Genomic DNA, 23,345 nt, shown 5'->3' on the forward strand with positions numbered 1-23,345 from the left:
GCGGGCGGCGGCCCTTCGCGTTCCCGTATCGGCGCCTTATACTCGAACCGTTCGAAAGAAGGGACCCGGCCCGTTGGCGCAGGGATATCGAGGGCGCCGGACCGATGACGGGCACGACATGACGATCCCTCCCGACACGCAGAGGGGGCGCCGGCTCGCGCTCCCGCCGGCGTTTTCGCCGGTGGTGCTGCCGTTCGATTCCGACGGCGCATTCGCCCATGCCTGCCGCATCGCCGCCGACATGCCGGACGGGGCCGCGCCGCTGGTCTGGGCCGGCCCGGCCGAGACCTTCGACATCGCCGTGGTGCTGGTGCCGGAGGAGCCCCTGCGCACGGCGCGCAGGGCGTTCCTTGCCGGCATGGTCGCCCTGGCGGCGGCGGTGGGCGCCCATGCGCCGCCCGAGATGCCCGTGGAGATCGCCTGGCCCGACACCCTGCTGTTCGACGGCGCCCGCATCGGCGGTGGCCGCCTCGCCTGGCCGCCGGGCTGCGGCGAGGACGAGGTGCCCGATTGGCTGGTGGTCTCCGGCATGCTGATCGTGTCCAAGGCCTATGCCGGCGACCCGGGCCTGACCCCGGCCTCGACCTCCCTGGACGAGCAGGGGTTCGGCCACGACGACCAGGAGAGCCTGGTGGAGGGCTTTGCGCGCAACCTCATGAAGACCTTCGAGGTCTGGGCCGAGGACGGGTTCGATGCGGTGGGGCGTCGCTACCTCGCTCATCTGCCGGCCGGAAAGGGGGACGTGCGACTCGCGCTGACCGAGACCGGCGACCTGTCGGACGGAACGATCCGGCCACTGATGCCCGCTCTGGCGGTGCCGGCCTGGCTCGATCCGGCGACGGGCCGGGTGCGCCTGTGAGCGGTCTCAAACTGCCGCGCACCCTGCGGCTCGACCCCTCCGACACCTTCGTCTTCGAGCGTCCGGCCGAACCCGGCGAATGGGCGGTCACCGGCTCGTTCCTGTTCTTCGACGTCGCCCCCGAGACGCTGGCACCGAAGGCGCGGGCGGCCTTCCGCTCCGGCTTCGTCGGCGTCGCGTCGCTGGGGTTCTCGACCCTGGTCGTGGTGTCCGAGGCCACGGAGGGCGAGCGCGACGCGGCGGTCTCGGCGCTGGCGCGGCACATCCACGACACCCTCGGTGCCCCCGACCTCGGGACCGCCGAGGCGGCGGCCCGCGAGGAGATCGAGACCGCCGCCTCCCTGTGCGCACCCGCCGTCGGTACGGTGCTCGCCCTGCATCGCACCAGCGAGGACGGCGGGATCCGCGAGCGGTTCCGCACCCTCAACGCCCGGCCGCCGGGCCTGCCCGGTGCCGACCGGATGCACGCGCACGCCCGTGCGTTCACCTTCGTCGAGACCGACGACGAGCCCGAGGAGGTCGCCGACCTGATCGGGCTGATGGAGAATCCTGCACGATGACCGAGTTCTGGGTCTCCAGCGGCCATCACCTGGCCGGACGGACGGAGGGCGGCGGGCTCGCCGTCACCGACGCACTGCTGCTCGCCTATCTCGCGCGTCCCGAACTCCTGCCCCCGGAAGAGGCCTGCGAGGCCGAGCGCGACCTTCACGCCAAGCTGATGGAAGCGCCGCGTCTCGCGGTTCCTCCCCGGGCGGTGGCCGCGATGGCCGATGCCGACGCCCGCGAGAACTGGGAGATGATGCTCGCCTTCCGCGACCGGCTCCTGGCGGCGCGCTCCGTGGAGGCCGCCTACCTCGATCTCGTGCGCAACGGCCTGCGCGGCACGCCGCCGATCTTCCTCAATCAGCTCGTCCACCTCATCCTTCGCAACGCCCTCGACGGCTGCGAGGACCCCTACGTCCTGAGGGCGGCCGAGCTGTTCTTCCGGCCGCAGAAGGTCTCGCTGCACGAGGGCCGGGTTCTCCTGGCCGATGCCGAGGTGATCGAGGCGCGCGAGAGCACCAATGCCGCCTCGCCGCTGGTGGCGATGCTCGGCAAGGAGCCGGCGAACGAGCTCGACGTCATGGTCGACGACAACGCCTGGACCTACTGGAGCCGGTCGGACGCCTTCACCATGGCGCTCGATCTCGGCACCAACCCTCGGAGCCGCGACGGCCTCGCCCGCGCCATCGAGGCCTGGATCGGCCATCTCCTCCATGCGGGCGTGACGGTATCGCCGATTCCGACGATGGAGGATGCCGACTGGCGCTGGTTCGTCGGCCTCGACGCCGAGGCCACCCGGATCGGCAACGCCCTGTGGAACGGGCAGGCCCTCGACGCCGAGACCGGCCGCCGGGTGCTCGCCCTGTTCAGCCTCGTCTTCGAGGACGCCGCCCGGGTCGACCCCCAGGTCGGCGACCGGCCGGTCTACCTGATCCTGGCGATGGGCGGCGACGGGCGGTTGACCCTCAAGCCGCAGAACCTCGTCGCCGGCCTGCCCCTCATCCAACCCGCCGAGGTCCTATGATGGAGACCGCTTCACCGGAATCCGCCGGTTCGCCCGAACACCGCTTCGCGGTCGGCATCATCGTGGTCCGGCGCAAGCTGAAGGGCATCTGGGCGAGCCATGCCTGGCTCCCCGTGGCCGCCCTGCCGGCGATCCCCGCCACCGCCCCCTGGACCCGGCTGGCGGTGAGCGAGGAGGAGGAGACCTTCTATGCCGGCGCCTACGAGGTCGCCCTGCACCCGAGCGAGACCTCGCACTACCGGGACAACCTCGTTTCCGGCCGCCCCTCGCTGTGGGTGGCGCTGCGGCAGGTGGCAGAGGATTCCTACGAGGTCGCGGCCGTCACGGCCGACCCCTACGAGGGAGAATCCATGGCCGAGGGTATCGGCGAAGTGGTCGAGGCCGTGCCGATGCCGGCCGAGATCCAGGCCAAGCTCGCACAGTTCTTCGAGGCCTTCCACGTCGAGCGGGTGTTCCACAAGCGCAAGCGCGACCGCGCCGACCCGGAGGCCCTGGCCCGCCAGGACACCGGGCGCCGTCGCAAGGGAGACACCTGATGGCCGGGGACGATTTCCTGTCGCGCTGGTCCCGCCGCAAGCGCGAGATCGTGCGCGAGGAGGCGCCGCCCGAGCTCCCGACGCCCGACTCGTCGGAGCGCGAGGCGCCGCCCGGGCCGGGAGACGAACCGCTTGCCGCGGCATCTGCCGATGACGAGGCCCATGCCGGCATTGGTGACATGGGCGACATGGCCGGCATCGACGAAGACGCCGTCGCCGCGCTGCCGTCCCTCGATTCGCTGACCGCCGACTCCGACCTCGCGCCGTTCCTCAAGGCCGGGGTGCCGCAGGTCCTGCGCAACGCGGCGATGCGCCGGATGTGGTCCCTCGATCCCGGCATCCGCGACTACCTCGGCGAGGCGCGCGAATACGCCTTCGACTGGCACATCCCCGGCGCGGTGCCGGGCACCGGGCCGATGCTGCCGACCGACGACATTGCCGGGATGGTCCGACAGATCTTCGCGGGGTCTAAGCCCCGCGTCGAGGTGGAGGTCGAGGCCGAAGCCGAGGCTCTCACGAACGACGCAGACGCAGACGCAGACGCGGTATCGCCGGTGGATACGGACGCGCCCGTGCAAACGACCCCGGCGGCGATCGCGCCTCCCGCGCCGCCGCCCGCGATGGAGCCGGAGTGTCCGGGGCCCGAGCTCGCCTCCCAGCGGGAGCCCGAGCGGGAAAAAGGCCCGTCCCAGGCCCGGCTGCGGCGCCATGGCGGCGCTTTGCCGATTTGATCCATTAAAAACTAGATTGCGGGCGTCTCAAACGGCATTAAGATGGCCTGCATACAAGGGCGGCATCGGCGGGTACGGCCGAGGCGCGGGGACGGACATGCGTTCGGGTGACACGGTGCAGGACAGGGTGGGCGACGTCGCCGGCCGTGATGCCGCGTTCGGCGTCATCGGCGACGTGAGCCCGGTGATCGACGAGATCGATCGGTCCCGCGCCGATCAGTACGACCTCCTCGCCGTGTTGCTCGGGCGCTCTCCGTCTCCCGACCTGCTCTCGGCGCTCGCCGGCCTGCGGGGCGACGCGACGCCCCTCGGGCGTGCGGTGACGGATCTCGCCAAGGCGGCGGGAGACGCCGACCTCAGGGCCGTTCAGCGCGAGTATTTCGATCTCTTCGTCGGCGTCGGGCGCGGGGAACTCGTCCCCTTCGCGTCCTACTACCTCACCGGGTTCCTGAACGAGCGGCCGCTCGCCCGCCTGCGCGAGGATCTCCGTCGCCTCGGCGTCGAGCCGACCGGGGGCATGAGCGAGCCCGAGGACCACATCGCCATCGTGATGGAGATCATGGCGGGCCTGTGCGGCGGACGGCTCGGTGACGAGGCCGGTGCGGACCGGGACTTCTTCGCCCGCCACGTCGAACCGTGGGCGGCCCGCTTCTTCCGCGACGTCGCGCAGGCGCAGGCGTCGCGTTTCTACCGCGCCGTGGGCACCCTCGGCGCCGCCTACATCGACATCGAAGCGGAGGCCTTCGGCCTCGACGGCGCGTCGTGACCCCGTCACGCGTGCCCGACCGGATGGATTTTGGAGCGACGGACATGGACGAAGACCGCAAGGGCGCGCTCGGGCGCCGCCAGTTCTTCCGGGCCCTCGGCGGTGGCTCCGTCGCGGTCGCCGCCGCGGCCGTCGGCCAGCCGATGATGGCCACGCCCGCCCAGGCCTACGACCCGGGGACGGAGGAGACCAAGGCCCGCTATCGCGAGAGCGACGAGGTCAAGGCCTTCTACCGGACCAACGGCTACGAGACATTGAAGAAGTAGAGGGCGCCATGCTGATCAAGCGCAAGACCGGCGGCCAGGGCCGCGCACGACCCGAACTCTCCGCCGCCCCCGCCGCCGTCGATCGCCGCACCTTCCTGCGCCGCTCCGGCCTCGTCGCCGGCGGCCTCGCCGCGGCCGGCTCGCTCCAGCTCGGCGCCGTGCGCAAGGCACAGGCCGCCGGCTCGTCGGTGAGCGGCCCCGAGGTGGCGATCAAGAAGAACATCTGCACCCACTGCTCGGTGGGCTGCACGGTGACGGCCGAGGTGGTCAACGGCGTCTGGGTCGGCCAGGAGCCGTCCTATGCCAGCCCGATCAACCGCGGGACCCATTGCGCCAAGGGCGCGGCCCTTCGCGAACTTGTGTCGAGCGACCGCCGACTCAAGTACCCGATGAAGATCGTCAACGGCGAGTGGACCCGCATCTCCTGGCAGCAGGCGATCGACGAGATCGGCGACAAGGTCACCGCCCTGCGCGAGACCCACGGATCGGATTCCGTCTACTGGCTCGGCTCGGCCAAGTTCACCAACGAGGCGGCCTACATCTTCCGCAAGCTCGGCGCCTTCGCCGGCACCAACTCGGTCGACCACCAGGCCCGCATCTGCCACTCGACCACGGTGGCGGGCGTCGCCAACACCTGGGGCTACGGCGCCCAGACCAATTCCTACAACGACATCCGCAACGCCAAGACCATGATCATCCTCGGCGGCAACCCGGCCGAGGCGCACCCGATCTCCATGCAGCACGTGCTGTCGGGCAAGGAGATCAACCGCGCCAACATGATCGTCATCGATCCGCGCTTCACCCGCACGGCCGCGCACGCCACCGACTACGTGCGCATCCGCTCGGGCACCGACATCCCGGTGGTCTGGGGTATCCTCTGGCACGTGTTCGAGAACGGCTGGGAGGACAAGGAATTCATCCGCCAGCGCGTCTACGCCATGGAGGACGTCCGCAAGGAGGTCGCCAAATGGACGCCCGACGAGGTCGAGCGGGTCTCCGGCGTGCCCGGCGAGCAGCTCAAGCGCGTCGCCAAGATGTTCGCCACCGAGAAGCCCTCGACGCTGATCTGGTGCATGGGCGCCACCCAGCACACGGTGGGCACCGCCAACGTGCGGGCGCTGTGCATCCTGTGCCTGGCCACCGGCAACATCGGCAAGCCGGGGACCGGCGCGAACATCTTCCGCGGCCATACCAACGTGCAGGGCGCCACCGATCTCGGCCTCGATGTCACGACGCTGCCGCTCTACTACGGCCTCGTCGAGGGCGCCTGGAAGCACTGGGCCCGCGTTTGGGACGTGGAATACGACTGGCTGCAGTCCCGTTTCGATGAAGTCCCCGCCAAGGGCGGCCGCAAGGCCAAGACCCGCAAGGACAGCATGGAAACACCGGGCATGACCTCGACCCGGTGGTTCGACGGCGTCAACCTCCCCGAAGAGCAGATCGACCAGCGCAGCACCATCAAGGCGATGATGGTGTTCGGCCACGGCGGCAACACCGTCACCCGCCTGCCCGAGGCGATCGAGGGCCTGACCAAGCTCGACCTCCTGGTCGTGGCCGATCCGCACCCCACCACCTTCGCGGCCCTGAACGCCCGCAAGGAGAACACATACCTGCTGCCGATCTGCACCTCCCTGGAGATGGACGGCAGCCGCACCGCCTCGAACCGCTCGATCCAGTGGGGCGAGCAGATCGTGAAGCCCGCCTTCGAGTCGAAGAGCGACTACGAGGTGATCTACCTCCTGTCGAAGAAGCTCGGTTTCGCCGACAAGATGTTCAAGAACATCAAGGTCGAGAACGACGCTCCGGTCGCCGAAGACATCCTGCGCGAGATCAACCGCGGCGGATGGTCGACGGGCTATTGCGGCCAGAGCCCCGAGCGGCTGAAGGCGCACATGCGCAACCAGCACAAGTTCGATCTCGTCACCCTGCGCGCGCCCAAGGACGACCCGGAGGTCGGCGGCGACTACTACGGCCTGCCCTGGCCGTGCTGGGGCAAGCCCGAGCTCAAGCACCCGGGCACGCACATCCTCTACAACACCAACCTCCACATCAAGGAAGGCGGCGGCACGTTCCGCGCACGCTTCGGCGTGGAGCGCAACGGCCAGACCCTGCTGGCCGAGGATTCGTTCGCGAAAGGCTCCGACCTGACGGACGGCTACCCCGAGTTCACGATGGCCGTGTTCAAGAAGCTCGGCTGGGACAAGGACCTGACGGCGGCGGAGATGGCGAGCATCACCAAGACGGGTGGTGCCAACATCGATGCCGTGAGCTGGGCCACCGATCTCTCGGGCGGCATCCAGCGGGTCTGCCTCGACCACGGCGTGACGCCCTACGGAAACGGCAAGGCACGGGCGAACGCCTGGAACCTGCCCGACCCGGTGCCCGTCCACCGCGAGCCGATCTACACGCCGCGTCCCGACCTGGTGGCGAAGTACCCGACCCGTCCCGACGAGCGCCAGCTGCGCATGCCCAACATAGGCTTCTCGGTGCAGAAGGCGGCGGTGGACAAGAACATCGCCAAGGACTTCCCGATCATCCTCACCTCCGGGCGCCTCGTGGAATACGAGGGCGGCGGCGAGGAAACCCGGTCGAACCCGTGGCTGGCCGAACTGCAGCAGGACATGTTCGTCGAGGTGAACACCACCGATGCCGCCGATCGCGGGATCAAGGACGGTCAGTTCGTCTGGGTCACGGGGCCCGAAAACGGTGTCAAGTCGAAGATGAAGGCCCTGGTAACCGACCGCGTCGGCAAGGGCGTGGCCTTCATGCCGTTCCACTTCTCCGGGTGGTACCAGGGCGAGGACATGCGCCGGTTCTACCCCACCGGGACCGATCCGGTCGTGCTCGGCGAGAGCTCGAACAACGGCACGACCTATGGCTACGATCCTGTGACGGGCATGCAGGAAACGAAGTGTACCCTGTGTCAGATCCGGGCCGCGTGAGGAGAGACCACTATGGCTCGCATGAAATTCCTGTGTGATGCGGACCGCTGCATCGAGTGCAACGCCTGCGTCACGGCCTGCAAGAACGAGCACGAGGTGCCCTGGGGCATCAACCGTCGCCGCGTCGTCACCCTGAACGACGGCAAGCCGGGCGAACGCTCGGTCTCCATGGCGTGCATGCATTGCACCGACGCACCCTGCGCCGCCGTCTGCCCGGTGAACTGCTTCTACACCACGGCCGATGCTGTGGTGTTGCACTCCAAGGACCTGTGCATCGGCTGCGGGTATTGCTTCTACGCCTGCCCGTTCGGCGCGCCGCAGTATCCGCGGGTCGGCAACTTCGGTTCGCGCGGCAAGATGGACAAGTGCACCTATTGCGCCGGCGGCCCGGAAGCGGATTTCTCGACGATCGAATACGAGAAGTACGGCTCCAACCGGCTTGCCGAAGGCAAGCTGCCGCTCTGCGCCGAGATGTGCTCGACCAAGGCCCTGCTTGCCGGCGATGGCGAGATGATCGCCCAGATCTACAAGGAGCGGGTGATCAAGCGCGGCTACGGCTCGGGTGCCTGGGGCTGGAAGACCGCCTACCGCGAGACCGTGGCGATCTGATCGCGAAACGAGCCCGAGCGGGCCAACAGTCGAGAGGGGAACGCCGATGCGGCGGGGATTGACGCTTTTCAGGACGATCGTCGTGGCTGCAGCCCTCGCCGCGTCCGCGCCGGCGATGGCGCAGCAGACGAAGGACGGCCTCAACCCGACCGGGCAGAACCCGACGGCGGATTCGGTCAACGAGGAGTTCCTGTTCAAGCAGGACCCCAAAATCGTCGGCCGCGTCACGATCCCCGACGGCAAGGCCGCGAGCCTGATCCAGCCCCAGGGTCGAGACTACCGTGCGTTCCGCGAGAGCTGGCTGCCCTGGATCGGCGGCCTCGCCGTGCTGGGGGCCATCGCCCTGCTCGCCGGCTTCTACCTCTGGCGAGGCCGGATCAAGCTCGAGCGGGGCCCCGATTCCGGCAAGAAGATCCTGCGCTTCGGCACCTTCGAGCGGGTGACGCACTGGATGACGTCGAGCTGCTTCATCATCCTGTCCCTGTCGGGCCTGAACTACATCTTCGGCAAGCGTTTGCTCGCCCCGGTGATCGGGCCGGACGCCTTCGCGGTGGTGTCGCAATACGCGAAATACGCGCACATCTATCTCGCCTGGCCCTTCATGCTCGGCATCGCGCTGATGTTCGTGGTCTGGCTGAAGGACAACATCCCCAACCGGATCGACTGGCACTGGATCAAAGCCGGCGGCGGCCTCATCGGTAACGGCCATCCCCACGCCGAACGGTTCAACGCCGGCCAGAAGATGGTGTTCTGGATGGTGGTGGGCTTCGGCACGGCGATGAGCGTGACCGGCCTGATGATGATCTTCCCCTTCGTGCTCACGGACATCACCGGCATGCAGGTGATGCAGGTGGTCCACTCGCTGATCGGCGTCGTCTTCATCGCCGGCATCCTGGCCCACATCTACATCGGCAGCGTCGGCATGGAGGGCGCCTACGATGCGATGGGCAGCGGCAAGGTCGATCTCGGCTGGGCCCGGTCGCACCACGACCTCTGGGTCGAGAAGGAAATTGGCAAGGTCGACCACGGTACGCGCCGGCCGGTGCGTCCGGTCCCCGCCGAATAGACGGCGTGCCGGGGCGTTCCGCCCCGGCCGCGAGCAGGCTATGCGAGCCCGGCCCCGGCCCGGTTCGGTGAGAGAGGGTGACATGAAAGCGTTTGCCGTGGCCGTGATCGCCGCGATCGGTTTGGGCCTGGCGGCCGCCTACGTCATGGATAGCAACCGGGTGCTCGCCTACCAGGCGTTCTCCACGTCCGGTGCGCGCGTCTCGCATCCCGGTACGAACCTCGTCGGTCCCCAGTGGTCCGGCGACATCCCGATGCCGTCGGGTCACAAGCCCCACGGCGCCTGATCCGAGCGGCGCCGCGCGCGTCCGTCACGATGCCGCGGCCATCGCCTCGAACACGAGGGCGTGGCGTCCGGCGAGGGCATCGATGTCGGTGGTGTAGCCGCCGCCGATGACGGCGACGAGCGGGATACGGCGCCGCCGAACCTCTCGAACGACATAACCGTCGCGGCGGGCCAGTCCCTCGTCGCTGAGCGAGAGACGACCGAGGCGGTCGTCCCGGTGCGGATCGACGCCTGCGTTGTAGAACACGAGGTCGGGGGCGAGCCGGTCGAGGAGGTCCGGCAAGCAGCCCGCCAGGACCGACAGGTAGCCGGCATCGTCGATGCCGTCCGGGAGTCCGATATCGCGGTCGCCGGCAATCTTGCGGGTCGGGTAGTTCTTCTCCCCGTGCACGGAGAGGGTGAACAGGTCCGGCGAGCGGCCGAGGCAGTCGGCCGTGCCGTCGCCCTGGTGCACGTCGAGGTCCACGACCAACGCCCGCGCGATCGATCCGTCCGCCTGGAGGGCGCGGGCCGCCACCGCCACGTCGTTGAACACGCAGAAGCCCGCCCCGCTCTCGCGGCGGGCGTGATGGCTGCCGCCGGCGGCGCTGCCGGCGAGCCCGCCCGCGAGCGCGAGCCGCGCGGCGGCGAGCGTTCCCCCCGCCGACGCGCAGGCACGGGCGACGACGCCGGCATCCACCGGCAATCCGATCTCCCGTTCGACGGCCGGAGGCAGGCGAAGGCCGAGGGCGGCCTCGACATAGGCTCGCTCGTGGGCCAGCGCGAGGAGGTCGGGGCCGGCCGGTTCCGGGCGGACGAATCCGTTCGGGACGAGGCCCTTCGCGGTCAGCACCTCGGCGAAGCGTCCGTACTTGCGCATCGGAAAACGGTGACCGGGCGGCAGGACCGCCTCGTAGGCGGGATGGAACACGATGGGAGGCGGCATCAGGCCGCCGGGTCCGTCAGGTCCGCGACGATGCGCGCGGCCAACGCCGATCCGCTGTCGAAGGCCGCCTCGATGCGCGGCCCGAGGCACCAGTCGCCGCAGGCGCCGAGGCGCAGCGTGGGGTCGTAGAGGCAGTCCTGCCCGATCGCGGTCTCCACGAGGGCGTAGCGCCAGCGATGGGCGCTCGCATGGGTGGGCGTGAGCGGCCTGCCGAGGCGCTCGGCCAGCGCGTCGAGCAGCCGCCCGGTCACGGACTCTCGGGTCTCCTCCAGGTGCCGGCGCGACCACTCGGGACCGGCATGGACCAGGAGGCGCGTACCCGCCGCCCGCCCGGGGCGCGACTCCTCGCGGACGATGGCGGCGATGGCACCCTCGGCAAAACGGCGATCGGCCTCGGGAAACGGTGCCGGGCCGTCGAGGGCGACCATCAGGGACCAGCACGGCGCGTAGGCCGCCGACTCCGGCCCGGTGAGGGTGAGACCGCTTGCGTCGATGAGGCGCGTCGTCTGGACGGATGGAAATCCGATCGCCACGGCCGAGAAGGTTTCCGCGACGGCGCCTTCGGCGACCGACACGCGCCAGCCCGCGGGTTCGCGAACCAACGACGTCACCGTGACTCCGGTGCGGACGTCGAGACCGACAAGGAGGTCGCGCACCGGCGCCGTCATGGCGGGGGTCCCGACGTAGCGGTCGTGCCCGCCCCAGGGGGCGACGACACCGCGCGCCAGCCAGTCCGCCACCTGCGCCCGGAAAGCCGGACCGCGGGCGCGCAGGAACTGGGCGCCGTGATCGAACGAGAGGTCGCTGTCAGCCACCCGCCGGGTCGCCATCCGTCCCCCGACCCCGCGGCCCTTGTCGAGGACGACGACGGTGAAGCCGGCCCGGGTCAGGGCCCGCGCCGCAGCCGCGCCGGAGATCCCGGCCCCCAGGACCGCCACGCGCATTCCCATCCCCGCCTCCGACCGCCGCCGCGGCCTTTGTCATACGGTTGAAACAGGCCGGCTGTTAGGCCCCCTCGCCAGTGGTACGGCGCCTCACCGGCGATCCCTGCCGGAGGAGGAGACGGCGATGACGGGCAGTGTCGAGGCCGGCGAGGTCGAGATCGGCATGGTCGTCGCCCTGTCGCTGTGTGCGCTGCTCACCCTCGTCAACCTCGTCAGCCTTGCGATGGCGGCCCGGCGCCTCGGCCGATCCGACGGGCGTTCGACCTTCCCGGTCGGAGCGCCGGTTTCCCTGGTGCGGCCCGTCTGCGGGATCGAGGCCTTCAGCGAGGAGATGCTGACGCGCGGGTTCAAGCTCGACTATCCCGATTACGAGCTGATCTTCTGCGTCGCCGATGCCGACGATCCGATCGTGCCGCTGCTGCATCGCCTGATGGCGGCCCATCCGCGGGTACCGTCCCGGCTCTTCGTCGGCGACGAGCGGGTGAGCGACAACCCCAAGCTCAACAACTGCGTGCGCGGCTGGGAGGCGGCCCGGCACGAGTGGGTGGTGCTGGCCGATTCCAACGTGCTGATGCCGCCGGACTACCTGCAGCGGCTCCAGGCCTCCTGGCGGGAGGACACCGGCCTCGTCTGCTCGACCCCGGTGGGGGCGCGGCCGCACGGATTCTGCGCCGAGCTCGAATGCGCCTTCCTCAACACTCTGCAGGCGCGCTGGCAATATGCCGGCGAGAGCGTCGGTCTCGGCTTCGCCCAGGGCAAGAGCATGCTGTGGAACAAGCCGTTCCTGGAGGCCCACGGCGGCATCCGGGCACTGGCGGCCGAGATCGCCGAGGACGCCGCGGCGACCAAGCTCGTGCGCGCGGCCGGAAAGCGGGTCCACCTCGTCGCCTCGCCGTTCGAGCAGCCCCTCGGGCGGCGGTCCTTCGGGGAGATCTGGTCGCGCCAGCAGCGCTGGGCGCGGCTGCGGCGTGTCACCTTCCCGCTGTTCTTCGCCCCGGAGATCGGCACCGGGCCGCTGCTGCCGTTCACCCTCGCCGTCGCCATCGTGCCGACGCCCGAGGTGGCCGGTGCGGTCCTCGGCATGGCGGCGGCCTGGTATGCCGGCGAGTACGCCCTCGCCGCCCGTGCGGGCTGGTATCGCCGGCCGCGGACGATCCTCGCCTTCCTCGTGCGCGATGCGGTATTCCCGGCGATCTGGGCCAGCGCCTGGATGCAGAGCGCCATCGTCTGGCGCGGCAACACCATGGACATCCGCGCCAAGGAGCCGGGCCGCCTGCGCGCGGGCGAGAGCGCCGCCTGACGCCCCGTTGATCCGGCAGCGATCTTGCGAGACCTTCAGGCAGACCGGATCCGGTCGATTGAGGGTGACGGAATGGCAAGCGCGGGACCCGGCCTCGACAAGAGCCTCAACGCCTTTCACCTCTGGGGCATCGCCGTCGGCCTCGTCATCTCCGGCGAGTATTTCGGCTGGAGCTACGGCTGGGCCAGTGCTGGCACCCTCGGCTTCCTCGTCACCACCACCGTCATCGCGGCGATGTACGTCGCCTTCATCTTCAGCTTCACCGAACTCACGACCGCGATCCCGCAGGCGGGCGGCCCGTTCGCCTACAGCTACCGCGCCTTCGGCCCCACCGGCGGCTGCATCGCAGGCTTTGCGACGCTGATCGAGTTCGTGTTCGCGCCGCCCGCCATCGCGCTGGCCATCGGCGCCTACCTCAACGTTCAGTTTCCCGGTCTCGACCCGAAGCACGCGGCGCTCGGCGCCTACCTCCTGTTCATGACCCTCAACATCGTCGGCGTTCAGATCGCGGCGACCTTCGAACTGTTCGTGACCATCCTGGCGGTGGGCGAACTCCTCGTGTTCATGGGCGTCGTCGCCCCCGCATTCACCTGGTCGAACTTCGCGGTGGACGGTTGGGCCGGCAGCAGCACGTTCGGATGGCCGGCCATCGGCGGCATGCTGGCGGCGATCCCCTTCGCCATCTGGTTCTTCCTCGCCATCGAAGGCGTCGCCATGGCCGCCGAGGAGGCCAAGGACCCCAAGCGCACCATCCCCATCGCCTACATCACCGGGGTGCTGACCCTGACCGTGCTGGCCTTCGGGGTGATGATCTTCGCGGGCGGGGCGGGCGACTGGAAGGCCCTGAGCAACCTCAACGACCCGCTTCCCCAGGCGATGAAGGGCGTGGTGGGCGAATCGAGCGGCTGGCTGCACATGCTGGTCTGGCTCGGCCTGTTCGGCCTCGTGGCCTCCTTCCACGGCATCATCATGGGCTACTCGCGCCAGATCTTCGCGCTCGCGCGCGCCGGGTACCTGCCGCGGGTGCTGGCCACCGTGCATCCGCGCTTCCAGACGCCCCATATCGCCACCCTGGTCGGGGGCGCCATCGGCATCGCGGCGATCTACAGCGACAACCTCGTCGTCATCGCCGGCCAGTCGCTCACCGCCAGCATCGTCACCATGGCGGTGTTCGGGGCGCTCGTGATGTACGGGATGAGCATGGCGAGCCTGTTCAAGCTGCGCCGCTCCGAGCCGACCCTCGCCCGTCCCTATCGCGCGCCGTTCTATCCGGCCGCACCCGCCTTCGCGCTCGCCATGGCGGGCGTCTGCTTCGTCGCCCTCGTCGTGTTCAATCCGGTGATCTTCGCGATCTTCGCCGCGACCATGGCGGTGGCGGTGATCGCCTCGCGCGTCCTGGGAAGGAGCACGGTGTCCGCGCCGGCATTCGACCCGGCGATCTGACCGGCCGGATGCGACATCGACGCATCCGCTAGTGGCATTCGCGGTCACGACGAAGTCGCCTACCCTGGCCATCCGCCGGCAAACCCCCTAAATGCGGGCGAACGGGCCGCGGTCCGGCAAAAGCTCGGGACCGACCTCGTCCGCCCCTCGGGGAGATGGCGTGGCGCCCCGGCGGAGGCGGACGCCGACGATATGAACTTTGCGGGACAGCAGAAAACGCTTGCCGACGCTAAGACGGTGGAAACGCCGGTCGTCGCGGACCCTGCCGCCCCGGCCAACCCGCGCAGCCGCTTCGGAGGCCGCTATGCGTGGCTCGGAACCGCCGCCAGCATAGGGATCTTCGCAGCCTCGATCTTCGTCGTCTGGAAACTCGCCCAGACCGTCACCTGGGCGGAACTCCATGCCGCCTTCACGGCCGCGACGCCGGGGCAACTCGGCCTCGCCTTCCTGTTCGTGGCGATCAGCTACCTGTTTTTGACCTGCTACGACGCGTTGGCGCTGCGCCAGCTCCAGCTGAAGGTGCCCTACCGCACCACCGCGCTCGCCTCCTTCACGAGCTACGCCGTCAGCTTCACCCTCGGTTTCCCCCTCCTGACCGCAGGGACGATCCGCTACTGGATCTACTCCGAGCGCGGTCTCAGCCCGGCCAAGATCGCGGCCCTCACGGTGATCGCCGGCTTCACCTTCTGGCTCGGGATGGGCGTGGTGCTCGGCCTCAGCCTGATCGTCGAGGCCGGGCAGCTGGCGGCCCTCACGCTGACCAGCATCCGGATCAACCAGGCGGTCGGGCTGGCCGCCCTCGTCGCCGTGGTGAGCTATCTCGCCTGGGTCTCGTTCAAGCGGCGCAGCGTCAAGGTGAAGGGCTGGCGCCTCGAGCTTCCGGGGGCGTCGGTGTCCCTCAGCCAGATGATCGTCGGCATCGGCGACGTCTGCGCGGCGGCGGCCACCCTGTACGTCCTGCTGCCGGCGGACCTGAACTTCGGCTTCACCACCTTCCTGGCAATCTACGTGCTCGCTGCGATGCTGGGCATCGCTTCCAACGCCCCCGGGGGCCTCGGCGTGTTCGAGGCGACGATTCTCATCGCCCTGTCGAGCCTGCCGCGCGACCAGGTGCTGGGCGCGCTGCTGCTGTTCCGGGTCTGCTACTACCTCGTTCCCTTCGCCATCGCCCTGGCGGCGCTCGGGGCCTACGAGTTCCTGCGCCGCGCCCGGCGCGCGCGGGCCGCCGCCTGACGGGGCCGTCGCCGCGGCCTCGCGCGGGTCCGGCGACCAGGCCCACGGATGTCTCGACGAAGGCCTGCTGAAGGAGGACCGAGCCATGGCCCGTGGCGCCCGCAGATCCGCCTGGACCGGTGCCGGTGTCGCCGTCGCGGTTCTGACCGGCGCCGGATGGACGAGGGGAAGCCTCGACGCCGGGGACGTCGCCGCTGCGGTGCTCGCCGTCGTAGTGGGCGGCCTCATCGGAGGACTGCGGCGATCCCCCGTGGTCGCGCCGCCCGAGTCCACCGCCGCCGAGCGGCATTCGATCGCAGAGGCCCTGCTCGCGAACATCCCCGATCCGGTCATCCTGGTCGATCGCCGTTCGGTGGTGATCGAGGTCAACCCCGCCGCCCGCGCCCTGCTGCCGACCCTCAAGCTGCGCCACCCGCTCTCTTTCGCCCTGCGGGCGCCCGAGATCCTCGACGGAATCGAGGAGGTGCTGCGCACCGGCCAGCCGCTCAAGACCCTCTACGCCACCCGCGTGCCGACGGAACGGGCCTTCGAAGTTCAGATCGGCGCCCTGCCGATGCCGGACGGGCCGATGGGGGGGCAGCCCAACGTGGTGCTGTTCCTGCGCGACCTCACCTCGGCGCGACGCCTGGAGGCGATGCGCGTGGATTTCGTCGCCAACGCCAGCCACGAACTGCGCACGCCGCTGGCCTCCCTGCTGGGTTTCATCGAGACCCTGCAGGGGCCGGCGCGTGCCGATGCGCCGGCTCGGGAGCGGTTTCTCGGCATCATGAAGACGCAGGCACTGCGGATGACGCGGTTGATCGACGACCTGCTCTCCCTGTCGCGGATCGAGCTGCGCGAGCACGTCGCCCCGACCCAGGACGTCGACCTCGGCCAGATCGTGCGCCAGATGGTCGACACGCAGGGGCCGCTCGCCCGCGACCGCGGCGTCGCGCTGGCCGTCTCGGCGCCCGATGCGCCCTATCCCATCCTCGGGGACCGCGACGAACTCCTGAGGGTCGTCGAGAACCTCGTGGAGAACGCCGTGAAATACGGTGGCGGCGGAACCGTCACCATCGCGCTCGGCCGCGAGACGCCGGCCAACCCGAGGAAGCCGCGGATCGTCCTGGAGGTGCGGGACGAAGGGCCGGGCATCGCGCCGGAACACATCCCGCGCCTCACCGAACGGTTCTACCGGGTCGACGTCGCCTCGAGCCGCGCCCAGGGTGGGACCGGACTGGGGCTCGCCATCGTCAAGCACATCGTCAACCGCCACCGCGGGCGGCTCGTCATCGAGAGTGCGCCGGGCAAGGGCACCAGCGTGCGCGCCCTGCTGCCCGAGCATGGCAGCGAGACCCTGCACTGACGGCATCCGCACCGGCGCGGCACCATATGAACGGCATGATCAACCCTCCCTCCGCCGACCCGTCTTCGCCCGATCGTGCCATCGTCGTGGCCGTCGAGGGCATGACCTGCGCGTCCTGCGTCGGTCGGGTCGAGCGGGCGATCGCGGCCGTTCCCGGCGTCTCGGCGGTGTCGGTCAACCTCGCCACGTCGCGTGCCAGCCTGCGCATCGCTACCGATGGTGCCGTCGCCGGGGTGATCGAGGCGATCGATCAGGCGGGCTATCGCGTCCCGCCGGGCGAGACCACGGTGGCGGTCGGGGGCATGACCTGTGCCTCCTGCGTCGGCCGCGTCGAGCGGGCGCTCGCCGCCGTCCCGGGCGTCACATCGGCCTCGGTCAATCTCGCCACGGGCCGCGCCACCGTCCACCACCCCGAAGGCGTGGTGACGCGCCGGGATCTCGAAGGCGCGATCGAGGCCGCGGGCTACGAACCCGGACCCGTCACCTCGGATGCGCGGACGCTGCGGGCGGTGCGCCAGGAAGCCGAGGCGTCGAGCCTGCGCCGCGACGTCGCCGTGGCCCTCGCCCTGTCGCTGCCGGTGGTCGCCCTCGACATGGGCGGGCACCTGGTGCCGGGGCTGGGACAAGCCCTGCATCATGGGCTAGGCCTGCGCGGGCTCGGGCTGATCGAGGGCGCCTTCGCGACCCTGGTCCTGGCCGGGCCGGGCCGGCGATTCTTCGCCCTCGGCATCCCGGCGCTCCTGCGCGGGCATCCCGACATGAACGCCCTCGTCGCCCTCGGGGCGGGGGCGGCCTACCTCTACTCGGCGGTCGCGACCCTGGCCCCTTCGATCCTGCCGCCCGGAACGGCGCACCTCTACTTCGAGGCCGCCGTTCTCATCGTCACGCTGATCCTGGTCGGGCGCAGTCTCGAGGCCCGGGCGCGCGGGCGGACGAGTTCGGCCATCGCCCGCCTCGTCGACCTTTCGCCCAAGACCGCGCGGCGCCTGGCGGGCGGGACGGAAACGGACGTCGCGGTGGCGGAGCTGCGCGTCGGCGACGTCGTGCGCATGCGCCCCGGCGAGCGTATCGCCGTCGACGGCACCGTGGTGGCCGGATCGAGCTTCGTCGACGAGAGCATGGTCACCGGCGAGCCCGCACCGCGTCTGCGCGAGGCCGGCGCGGCGGTGGTCGGCGGCACGCTCAACGGGCGCGGCAGTCTCGACGTCAGGGTCGATACCGTGGGGAGCGACACGCTGCTCGCGCGGATCGTGGCGATGGTGGAGGCGGCGCAGGGCGCCAAGCTGCCGATCCAGGCCATGGTCGACCGGGTGACGGCCCGGTTCGTGCCGGCGGTGATGCTGGCATCCGCCGCGACCTTCCTCGCCTGGCTCGCCTTCGGCCCGAGCCCCGCGCTGGGGTTCGCCCTCGTCAACGCCATCGCCGTCCTCATCATCGCCTGCCCCTGCGCCATGGGCCTGGCCACCCCGACCTCGATCATGGTCGGGACGGGACGGGCTGCCGAATCGGGCGTGCTGTTCCGGAACGGCACCGCCCTGCAGGCCCTGCGCGACGTGACGGTCGTGGCCTTCGACAAGACCGGGACGCTCACCCTCGGCCAGCCGACCCTGACCGACCTCGCGGCGGCCCCCGGCGTCTCGCCCGATGCCGTCCTGGCCCTGGCGGCAGGCCTCGAGGCCCATTCCGAGCACCCGATCGGGCGGGCGCTGGCGAAGGCCGCCGAGGCCAAGGGCCTGGCCCTCGGCGAGGTCGAGGGGTTCGAGGCGGTGCCCGGCCACGGCCTTGCCGGCCGGATCGGCGGCCGAACGGTGGCGGTGGGATCGCGTCGCTACATGGATCGGCTCGCCATCCCCATCGCGGCGATGGCGGAGGAGGCCGAGCGCCTGGAGGCCGGCGGACGTAGCCCGCTGCACGTGGCCGTGGACGGCCGCCTCGCCGCTGTGTTCGCGGTGTCCGATCCGGTCCGGCCGGAAGCGGCGGCCGCGGTGGCCGCGCTCAAGGGGCAAGGCCTCGTCGTCGCGATGATTACCGGCGACGATGGCGCCACGGCTAAGCGCATCGCCACTGCCCTCGGCATCGCGCACGTCGAGGCGCAGGTCCTGCCGGAGGGCAAGGTCGATGCGTTGCGCCGCCTGCGTGGCGCCCACGGACCCATCGCCTTCGTCGGCGACGGCATCAACGACGCCCCCGCCCTGGCCGAGGCCGATGTCGGGATCGCCATCGGCACCGGCACCGACATCGCCGTGGAGAGCGCCGACGTGGTGCTGATGTCCGGCGACGTCTCGGGCGTCGTCACCGCCCTGGCCCTGTCGCGCGCCGTCATGCGCAACATCGGCCAGAACCTGTTCTGGGCCTTCGCCTACAACGTCGCGCTGATCCCGGTGGCGGCCGGGGCGCTGTTTCCCTTCGGTGGCCCGCTCCTCTCTCCGGTCCTGGCCGCGGCCGCCATGGCCCTGTCGAGCGTCTTCGTGCTGGCCAATGCCCTGCGCCTGCGTCGCGCCGGCGTTGGAGGGGGGTGAATCACCCGGGTTGGCCCCTTGCTTGCTGCACCGGCCTGCGCCTTCATGGGTGTCCGCCTCCCCGAAAGATCAGTCCCATGCCCGTCCTCGACCGGATCGCCGCTTTCGCGGACGAGATCACCGCTTGGCGGCAGGACCTGCATGCCCACCCCGAGCTTCTCTACGAGGTCCACCGCACGGCGGGCTTCGTGGCCGACAAGCTCAGGGCCTTCGGCTGCGACGAGGTCGCCACCGGCATCGGCCGCACCGGCGTCGTCGGCGTCATCCGCGGCAGGGCGCACGGCTCGAACCGGGCGATCGGCCTGCGCGCCGACATGGACGCCCTCCCGATCCGCGAGGTCCGCGACCTGCCCTACCGCTCGACGGTGGAGGGGCGGATGCACGCTTGCGGCCACGACGGCCATACCGCGATGCTGCTCGGGGCCGCCCGTTATCTCGCCGAAACCCGCGATTTCGACGGCACCGCCGTGCTCATCTTCCAGCCGGCGGAGGAGGGCGGCGGCGGCGGCGAGGCGATGGTGCGCGACGGGCTGATGGAGCGCTTCGGCGTCGACACCGTCTACGGCATGCACAACATCCCGGGCCTGGCGCTGGGGTCCTTCGCGATCCGGCCGGGCCCGATCATGGCCTCCACCGACCGCTTCACCATCACCATCGACGGCCGCGGCGGGCATGCGGCCCTGCCTCACCTCGCCATCGATTCCGTGCTGGTGGCGAGCCACATCATCGTCGCCCTGCAATCGATCGTCTCGCGCTCGGTCGATCCGTTGGAGGGGGCTGTGGTGTCGGTCTGTGCGATGGAGGCCGGCGAGGCCTTCAACGTGTTGCCGCACCGGGTCACCATGCGCGGCACCATGCGTGCGCTGGCAAAGCCGGTGCGGGCGGTGATGCAGGAGCGGATCGGCGTCCTCGTCACCCATGTGGCCGCTGGCTTCGGCGCCACCGCCAGGGTCGACTACAGCGGCGGCTATCCGGTGACCGAGAACCACCCGGTCGAGACCGCCTTCATGGCGGACGTGGCAGCGGGCATCGTCGGCGAGGACCGGGTCGACCGCGACGTGGCGCCGATGATGGCGGCGGAGGATTTCTCCTACATGCTGGAGAATCGCCCCGGCGCCTACATCTTCCTCGGCAACGGCGATTCGGCCGGCCTGCACCACCCCGACTACGATTTCTGCGATGCAGCCGCGCCCTACGGCGCTTCGCTCTGGGCGCGGCTGGTGGAAACCGGCTTGCCGGTCCGCGGATGAGCTACTGGCCCGCGCCGCGGCGCGACAGCGAGACCGCGTAAGCCGGCGAGCGGACCGCGAACATCGGGTCGTCGGTCGGGCCGGCGATTCCGGCCGGCAGATCGACCACGGGGTCGAAGGTGCTGGCGTCACAGGTGGCGTTCGGCTCCAGAGCGGTGATCGCCAGGGTGCCGAGCTTGACGCTCTTGCGATTCTCCTCGGGCCACATCGCGGTGGGATCGCCGGTGGGGTCGCCGGCTTCGCCGAGGATGGCCACGAGGTCGAAGCTCGCCGGACCCTTGGCGAGGCGCTCCTTCAGCTCGTCGGCATAGAAGCTGTCCGGCTTCGCCTTGAGGTCCTCGTCCGAGAGGCCGAGTTGCCCGGCGGTGGCCACCGTCTTGAGCTTGACGACCGTGTTGTCGCCCTTGGCATTGGTCAGCGTGTAGGCATGGACGCCCCAGTAATCGACGCCGGCATAGCTCGCCGGGACCGGACGGGCGTTCAGCCAGGCGCTCTGCTTGGTCGTCTCGGGGTTGGCGGCGGCGAACGCCTTGATCTTGTCGGCGTCCGGCTTGCCGTCGGCCCCCGGGATGCGGACGGTGGCGAAGTCGAGCAGTTGCTTGGGCGTCTTGGCCGAGAATACCGGCGCCGAGATGATCACGAACACGAGGTCGCCGGTGGTGTCGGACAGGCGCATGGCGAAGCCCCGGGTCACGGGCTTGGCCTTGTCCGAGATCTTGGCGTTGCTGCCGCCCATCGAGAACCGGGCGGTCACCGGGACCGTCTTGGCGAAATGAGGGGCCTTTGTCAGGCTCGGCGCCTCGGTCGACGGGGTGAACGTGCCCTTGACGCAGACGCCCTTGGCGCCGCTGGCGCGCACGCCCTTCTGGTTTCCGGCCGTCGCGAATTGCGCGTCGACGATGGCCTGCGGCTCGGCGTCCTGGCCGAGCGCGGAGGTCGCCAGAAGGCAGGTGACGGCGAGCGCGCTGCCGCGTCCGATGAGTGCGAATGACATGATATGGATCTCCCGATGGATCGGCGTGCCGTGCGGGCCGCATCACCGGGCCGCATCGGCGCCGGCGACGAATCGTAATTCGCCGCCCCGCTACCGGACGTTACCTTGGCAGGAGATCGATGGCGCGCAACTCACTTGCCCGTGTTTGAACCGATTCCAAGGATGAAACCGGGTCACTGCCCGGTCACGCGGAGCGGTTCGAGGTCCCGCCGAGGTTGAACACCCGGTGCGGCACCAACTCGCCGCGCTCGACGTCGCCCACTGCGACAAGGATCCCGCCGCAGGTGGCGAAGGCTTTGCCCTCCATCGGCGCGTCTCGTCCGCGCAGGATGACGGGCTGGCCCCGCATCAGGCGCAGGGCCATGTCGCGCGAGACGGGAACCGAGGGTACCGCGTCGAGGGCCGTCTCGACACCGTGGAGATGGGCGCCGTTGCCGTCGGGTCCACCGGCCTCCAGGGTCGCGACGGCGCAGGATTCGGCTTCCGTGAAGGGACCGACGCGGGTACGGCGCAGGGCCGAGACGTGGCCACAGCAACCGAGCACGCGCCCGAGGTCGCGAGCGAGCGCCCGGACATAGGTGCCCTTGCCGCATTCGGCCTCGATGACCGTGCGATCCGGCGCGTGGTCGACGACCGCGAGGCGATCGATCTGCACGGACCGGGCGACGAGTTCCACGATCTCGCCGTCGCGGGCGAGGTCGTAGGCGCGCTCGCCCGCGATCTTGATGGCGGAATAGCGCGGCGGCACCTGCTCGATGGCGCCCGTGAAGGTCGGCAGCGCCGCCTCCACCGCCTCGCGGGTCGGCCGCGTGTCGCTGGTGGCGACGGGGCGCCCCTCCGCATCGTCGGTATCGGTCTCGATGCCCCAGGTGACGGTGAAGACGTAGGCCTTGCGCCCGTCCATCACGAAGGGAACGGTCTTGGTCGCCTCGCCGAGCGCGATCGGCAGGATGCCGGAGGCCAGCGGATCAAGGGTGCCGGCGTGGCCCGCCTTCTTGGCGTTGAACGCGCGTTTGACCACCGCCACCGCGTGGGTCGAGGTCATGCCCACGCCCTTGTCGAGGATGACCCATCCGTTGACGTCGCGCTTCTTCGGCCGGTTCGGATCGGGCGCCCCGCGACCCTGCCGCCGCCCGCCACGCTGCGGCTCGCGCATCGGCGTATCGGAGGGGAGGGCGGGCGGCTCGATCAGGGGGTCGTCGATCATGCTATCCTCGAAGCGGGGAACGGAACGCGGCCTGCGCGGCGGGCATCGATGGCCCGCGGGTGCCTGCGACCGGTCCCGGTCTGTGATTGTCGCGGTCGGGCCGGCGGTCAGGCCGGCTCCGAGTCGGGGTCCGGGCTCGCACCCGATTCGAGATCGCGCCTCACCTTCTCCGAACGCAGCAGGGCGTCGATGCGGCCGTATTCGTCGAAGGTCTCGTCGCGTAGGAAGCGCAGGTCGGGAGCGAACTTCAGGTTCACGCGCCGCGCCACTTCCTGGCGCAATACCTTCTTGTTGCGCTCGAGCGCGGCGATAACCGGCGCCTCGTCCTTGCCGCCGAGCGGCATGATGTAGGCCGTGGCGATCTTGAGGTCGGGCGACATCCGGACCTCGGGCACGGTGATGACGTGGGAACTCAGGGTCGGGTCCTGGACGTCGCCGCGCTGGAGCACCTCGGCCAGGGCGTGGCGGACCAGTTCGGCGACGCGCTGCTGGCGCTGCGAGGGGCCTGTCGGAGTGGGTTTCTGGGCCATGGTCAATCTTCAAAAGGAAACGGCGGCC

At 70.3% G+C, this 23,345-nt stretch carries 22 protein-coding genes; 17 read left to right on the forward strand and 5 right to left on the reverse strand.

Annotated features, from left to right (window positions below; translation table 11 throughout):
• Positions 1-118 precede the first annotated feature (118 nt).
• From ASF39_RS14475 to ASF39_RS14525, 11 genes are all read left to right on the forward strand, one after another.
• Entirely contained in the window at positions 119-859 is a 741-nt protein-coding gene (locus ASF39_RS14475; RefSeq protein ID WP_056285007.1) for a biotin/lipoate--protein ligase family protein, read from the forward strand.
• A complete protein-coding gene (locus ASF39_RS14480) occupies positions 856-1,419 on the forward strand; it encodes a DUF6505 family protein (protein WP_056285010.1) in 564 nt (187 codons plus the stop codon). The genes ASF39_RS14475 and ASF39_RS14480 overlap by 4 nt, the downstream gene beginning before the upstream one ends.
• Entirely contained in the window at positions 1,416-2,426 is a 1,011-nt protein-coding gene (locus tag ASF39_RS14485) for a DUF6352 family protein (protein ID WP_056285013.1), read from the forward strand. Before ASF39_RS14480 ends, ASF39_RS14485 begins: the two co-directional genes overlap by 4 nt.
• Positions 2,423-2,962, forward strand: coding sequence for a DUF3305 domain-containing protein (locus ASF39_RS14490; RefSeq protein WP_156648500.1), 540 nt, complete (start codon positions 2,423-2,425; stop codon positions 2,960-2,962). The genes ASF39_RS14485 and ASF39_RS14490 overlap by 4 nt, the downstream gene beginning before the upstream one ends.
• Positions 2,962-3,693 (forward strand): DUF3306 domain-containing protein, encoded by a 732-nt coding sequence (locus ASF39_RS21915; RefSeq protein WP_056285018.1) that lies wholly within the window; start codon positions 2,962-2,964, stop codon positions 3,691-3,693. The genes ASF39_RS14490 and ASF39_RS21915 overlap by 1 nt, the downstream gene beginning before the upstream one ends.
• Before the next feature lie 97 nt (positions 3,694-3,790).
• Positions 3,791-4,459 carry a molecular chaperone TorD family protein gene (locus ASF39_RS14500; protein ID WP_082494583.1) on the forward strand — a complete coding sequence of 223 codons (669 nt, stop codon included), beginning with the start codon at positions 3,791-3,793 and terminating at the stop codon, positions 4,457-4,459.
• A 44-nt stretch (positions 4,460-4,503) separates the two neighbouring features.
• Positions 4,504-4,725 (forward strand): hypothetical protein, encoded by a 222-nt coding sequence (locus tag ASF39_RS14505; protein ID WP_055883688.1) that lies wholly within the window; start codon positions 4,504-4,506, stop codon positions 4,723-4,725.
• Between the two features lie 8 nt (positions 4,726-4,733).
• Positions 4,734-7,667, forward strand: a complete 2,934-nt coding sequence (locus tag ASF39_RS14510) for a formate dehydrogenase subunit alpha (protein ID WP_056285021.1) — start codon at positions 4,734-4,736, stop codon at positions 7,665-7,667.
• A 12-nt stretch (positions 7,668-7,679) separates the two neighbouring features.
• Positions 7,680-8,276 carry a formate dehydrogenase FDH3 subunit beta gene (fdh3B, locus tag ASF39_RS14515; RefSeq protein ID WP_055883683.1) on the forward strand — a complete coding sequence of 199 codons (597 nt, stop codon included), beginning with the start codon at positions 7,680-7,682 and terminating at the stop codon, positions 8,274-8,276.
• 46 nt (positions 8,277-8,322) lie between these two features.
• On the forward strand, positions 8,323-9,342 hold the full coding sequence (locus tag ASF39_RS14520; RefSeq protein ID WP_055883680.1) for a formate dehydrogenase subunit gamma: 1,020 nt from the start codon (positions 8,323-8,325) through the stop codon (positions 9,340-9,342).
• Between the two features lie 82 nt (positions 9,343-9,424).
• Positions 9,425-9,628, forward strand: a complete 204-nt coding sequence (locus ASF39_RS14525; RefSeq protein ID WP_056285024.1) for a hypothetical protein — start codon at positions 9,425-9,427, stop codon at positions 9,626-9,628.
• 24 nt (positions 9,629-9,652) lie between these two features.
• On the opposite strand, the gene ASF39_RS14530 is transcribed toward ASF39_RS14525, so the two are convergent.
• Positions 9,653-10,552, reverse strand: coding sequence for a histone deacetylase (locus tag ASF39_RS14530; RefSeq protein ID WP_056285027.1), 900 nt, complete (start codon positions 10,550-10,552; stop codon positions 9,653-9,655).
• Positions 10,552-11,496, reverse strand: a complete 945-nt coding sequence (locus ASF39_RS14535; RefSeq protein WP_244472415.1) for an NAD(P)-binding protein — start codon at positions 11,494-11,496, stop codon at positions 10,552-10,554. Before ASF39_RS14535 ends, ASF39_RS14530 begins: the two co-directional genes overlap by 1 nt.
• Before the next feature lie 124 nt (positions 11,497-11,620).
• Between ASF39_RS14535 and ASF39_RS14540 the strand changes: the two genes are divergently transcribed.
• The 6 genes from ASF39_RS14540 (at position 11,621) to ASF39_RS14565 (ending at position 20,586) form a co-directional block, all read left to right on the forward strand.
• Positions 11,621-12,796, forward strand: coding sequence for a ceramide glucosyltransferase (locus ASF39_RS14540; protein WP_056285031.1), 1,176 nt, complete (start codon positions 11,621-11,623; stop codon positions 12,794-12,796).
• Between the two features lie 72 nt (positions 12,797-12,868).
• Positions 12,869-14,239: an ethanolamine permease gene (gene eat, locus ASF39_RS14545; protein WP_055883667.1), complete on the forward strand. Its 1,371-nt coding sequence runs from the start codon at positions 12,869-12,871 to the stop codon at positions 14,237-14,239.
• Positions 14,240-14,431: 192 nt separating this feature from the next.
• Complete coding sequence (locus ASF39_RS14550) at positions 14,432-15,472, forward strand: lysylphosphatidylglycerol synthase domain-containing protein (RefSeq protein ID WP_056285034.1); 1,041 nt, start codon at positions 14,432-14,434, stop codon at positions 15,470-15,472.
• Between the two features lie 85 nt (positions 15,473-15,557).
• Complete coding sequence (locus ASF39_RS14555) at positions 15,558-16,817, forward strand: ATP-binding protein (protein ID WP_056285037.1); 1,260 nt, start codon at positions 15,558-15,560, stop codon at positions 16,815-16,817.
• Positions 16,818-16,852: 35 nt separating this feature from the next.
• Complete coding sequence (locus tag ASF39_RS14560; protein WP_244472416.1) at positions 16,853-19,336, forward strand: heavy metal translocating P-type ATPase; 2,484 nt, start codon at positions 16,853-16,855, stop codon at positions 19,334-19,336.
• Between the two features lie 77 nt (positions 19,337-19,413).
• A complete protein-coding gene (locus tag ASF39_RS14565; protein ID WP_056285043.1) occupies positions 19,414-20,586 on the forward strand; it encodes a M20 aminoacylase family protein in 1,173 nt (390 codons plus the stop codon).
• 1 nt (position 20,587) lies between these two features.
• Here ASF39_RS14565 and ASF39_RS14570 read toward each other — a convergent pair whose 3' ends face one another.
• From ASF39_RS14570 to rbfA, 3 genes are all read right to left on the reverse strand, one after another.
• A complete protein-coding gene (locus ASF39_RS14570) occupies positions 20,588-21,580 on the reverse strand; it encodes a catalase family peroxidase (protein WP_056285045.1) in 993 nt (330 codons plus the stop codon).
• 184 nt (positions 21,581-21,764) lie between these two features.
• The gene (gene truB / locus ASF39_RS14575; protein WP_056285047.1) at positions 21,765-22,787 is read right to left on the reverse strand and encodes a tRNA pseudouridine(55) synthase TruB; all 1,023 of its coding nucleotides are present in this window, start codon (positions 22,785-22,787) and stop codon (positions 21,765-21,767) included.
• Positions 22,788-22,894: 107 nt separating this feature from the next.
• Positions 22,895-23,317: a 30S ribosome-binding factor RbfA gene (gene rbfA / locus ASF39_RS14580; protein WP_055883647.1), complete on the reverse strand. Its 423-nt coding sequence runs from the start codon at positions 23,315-23,317 to the stop codon at positions 22,895-22,897.
• Positions 23,318-23,345: the final 28 nt, after the last annotated feature.

It is taken from the genome of Methylobacterium sp. Leaf108, from assembly GCF_001423265.1.
Lineage (GTDB): Bacteria > Pseudomonadota > Alphaproteobacteria > Rhizobiales > Beijerinckiaceae > Methylobacterium.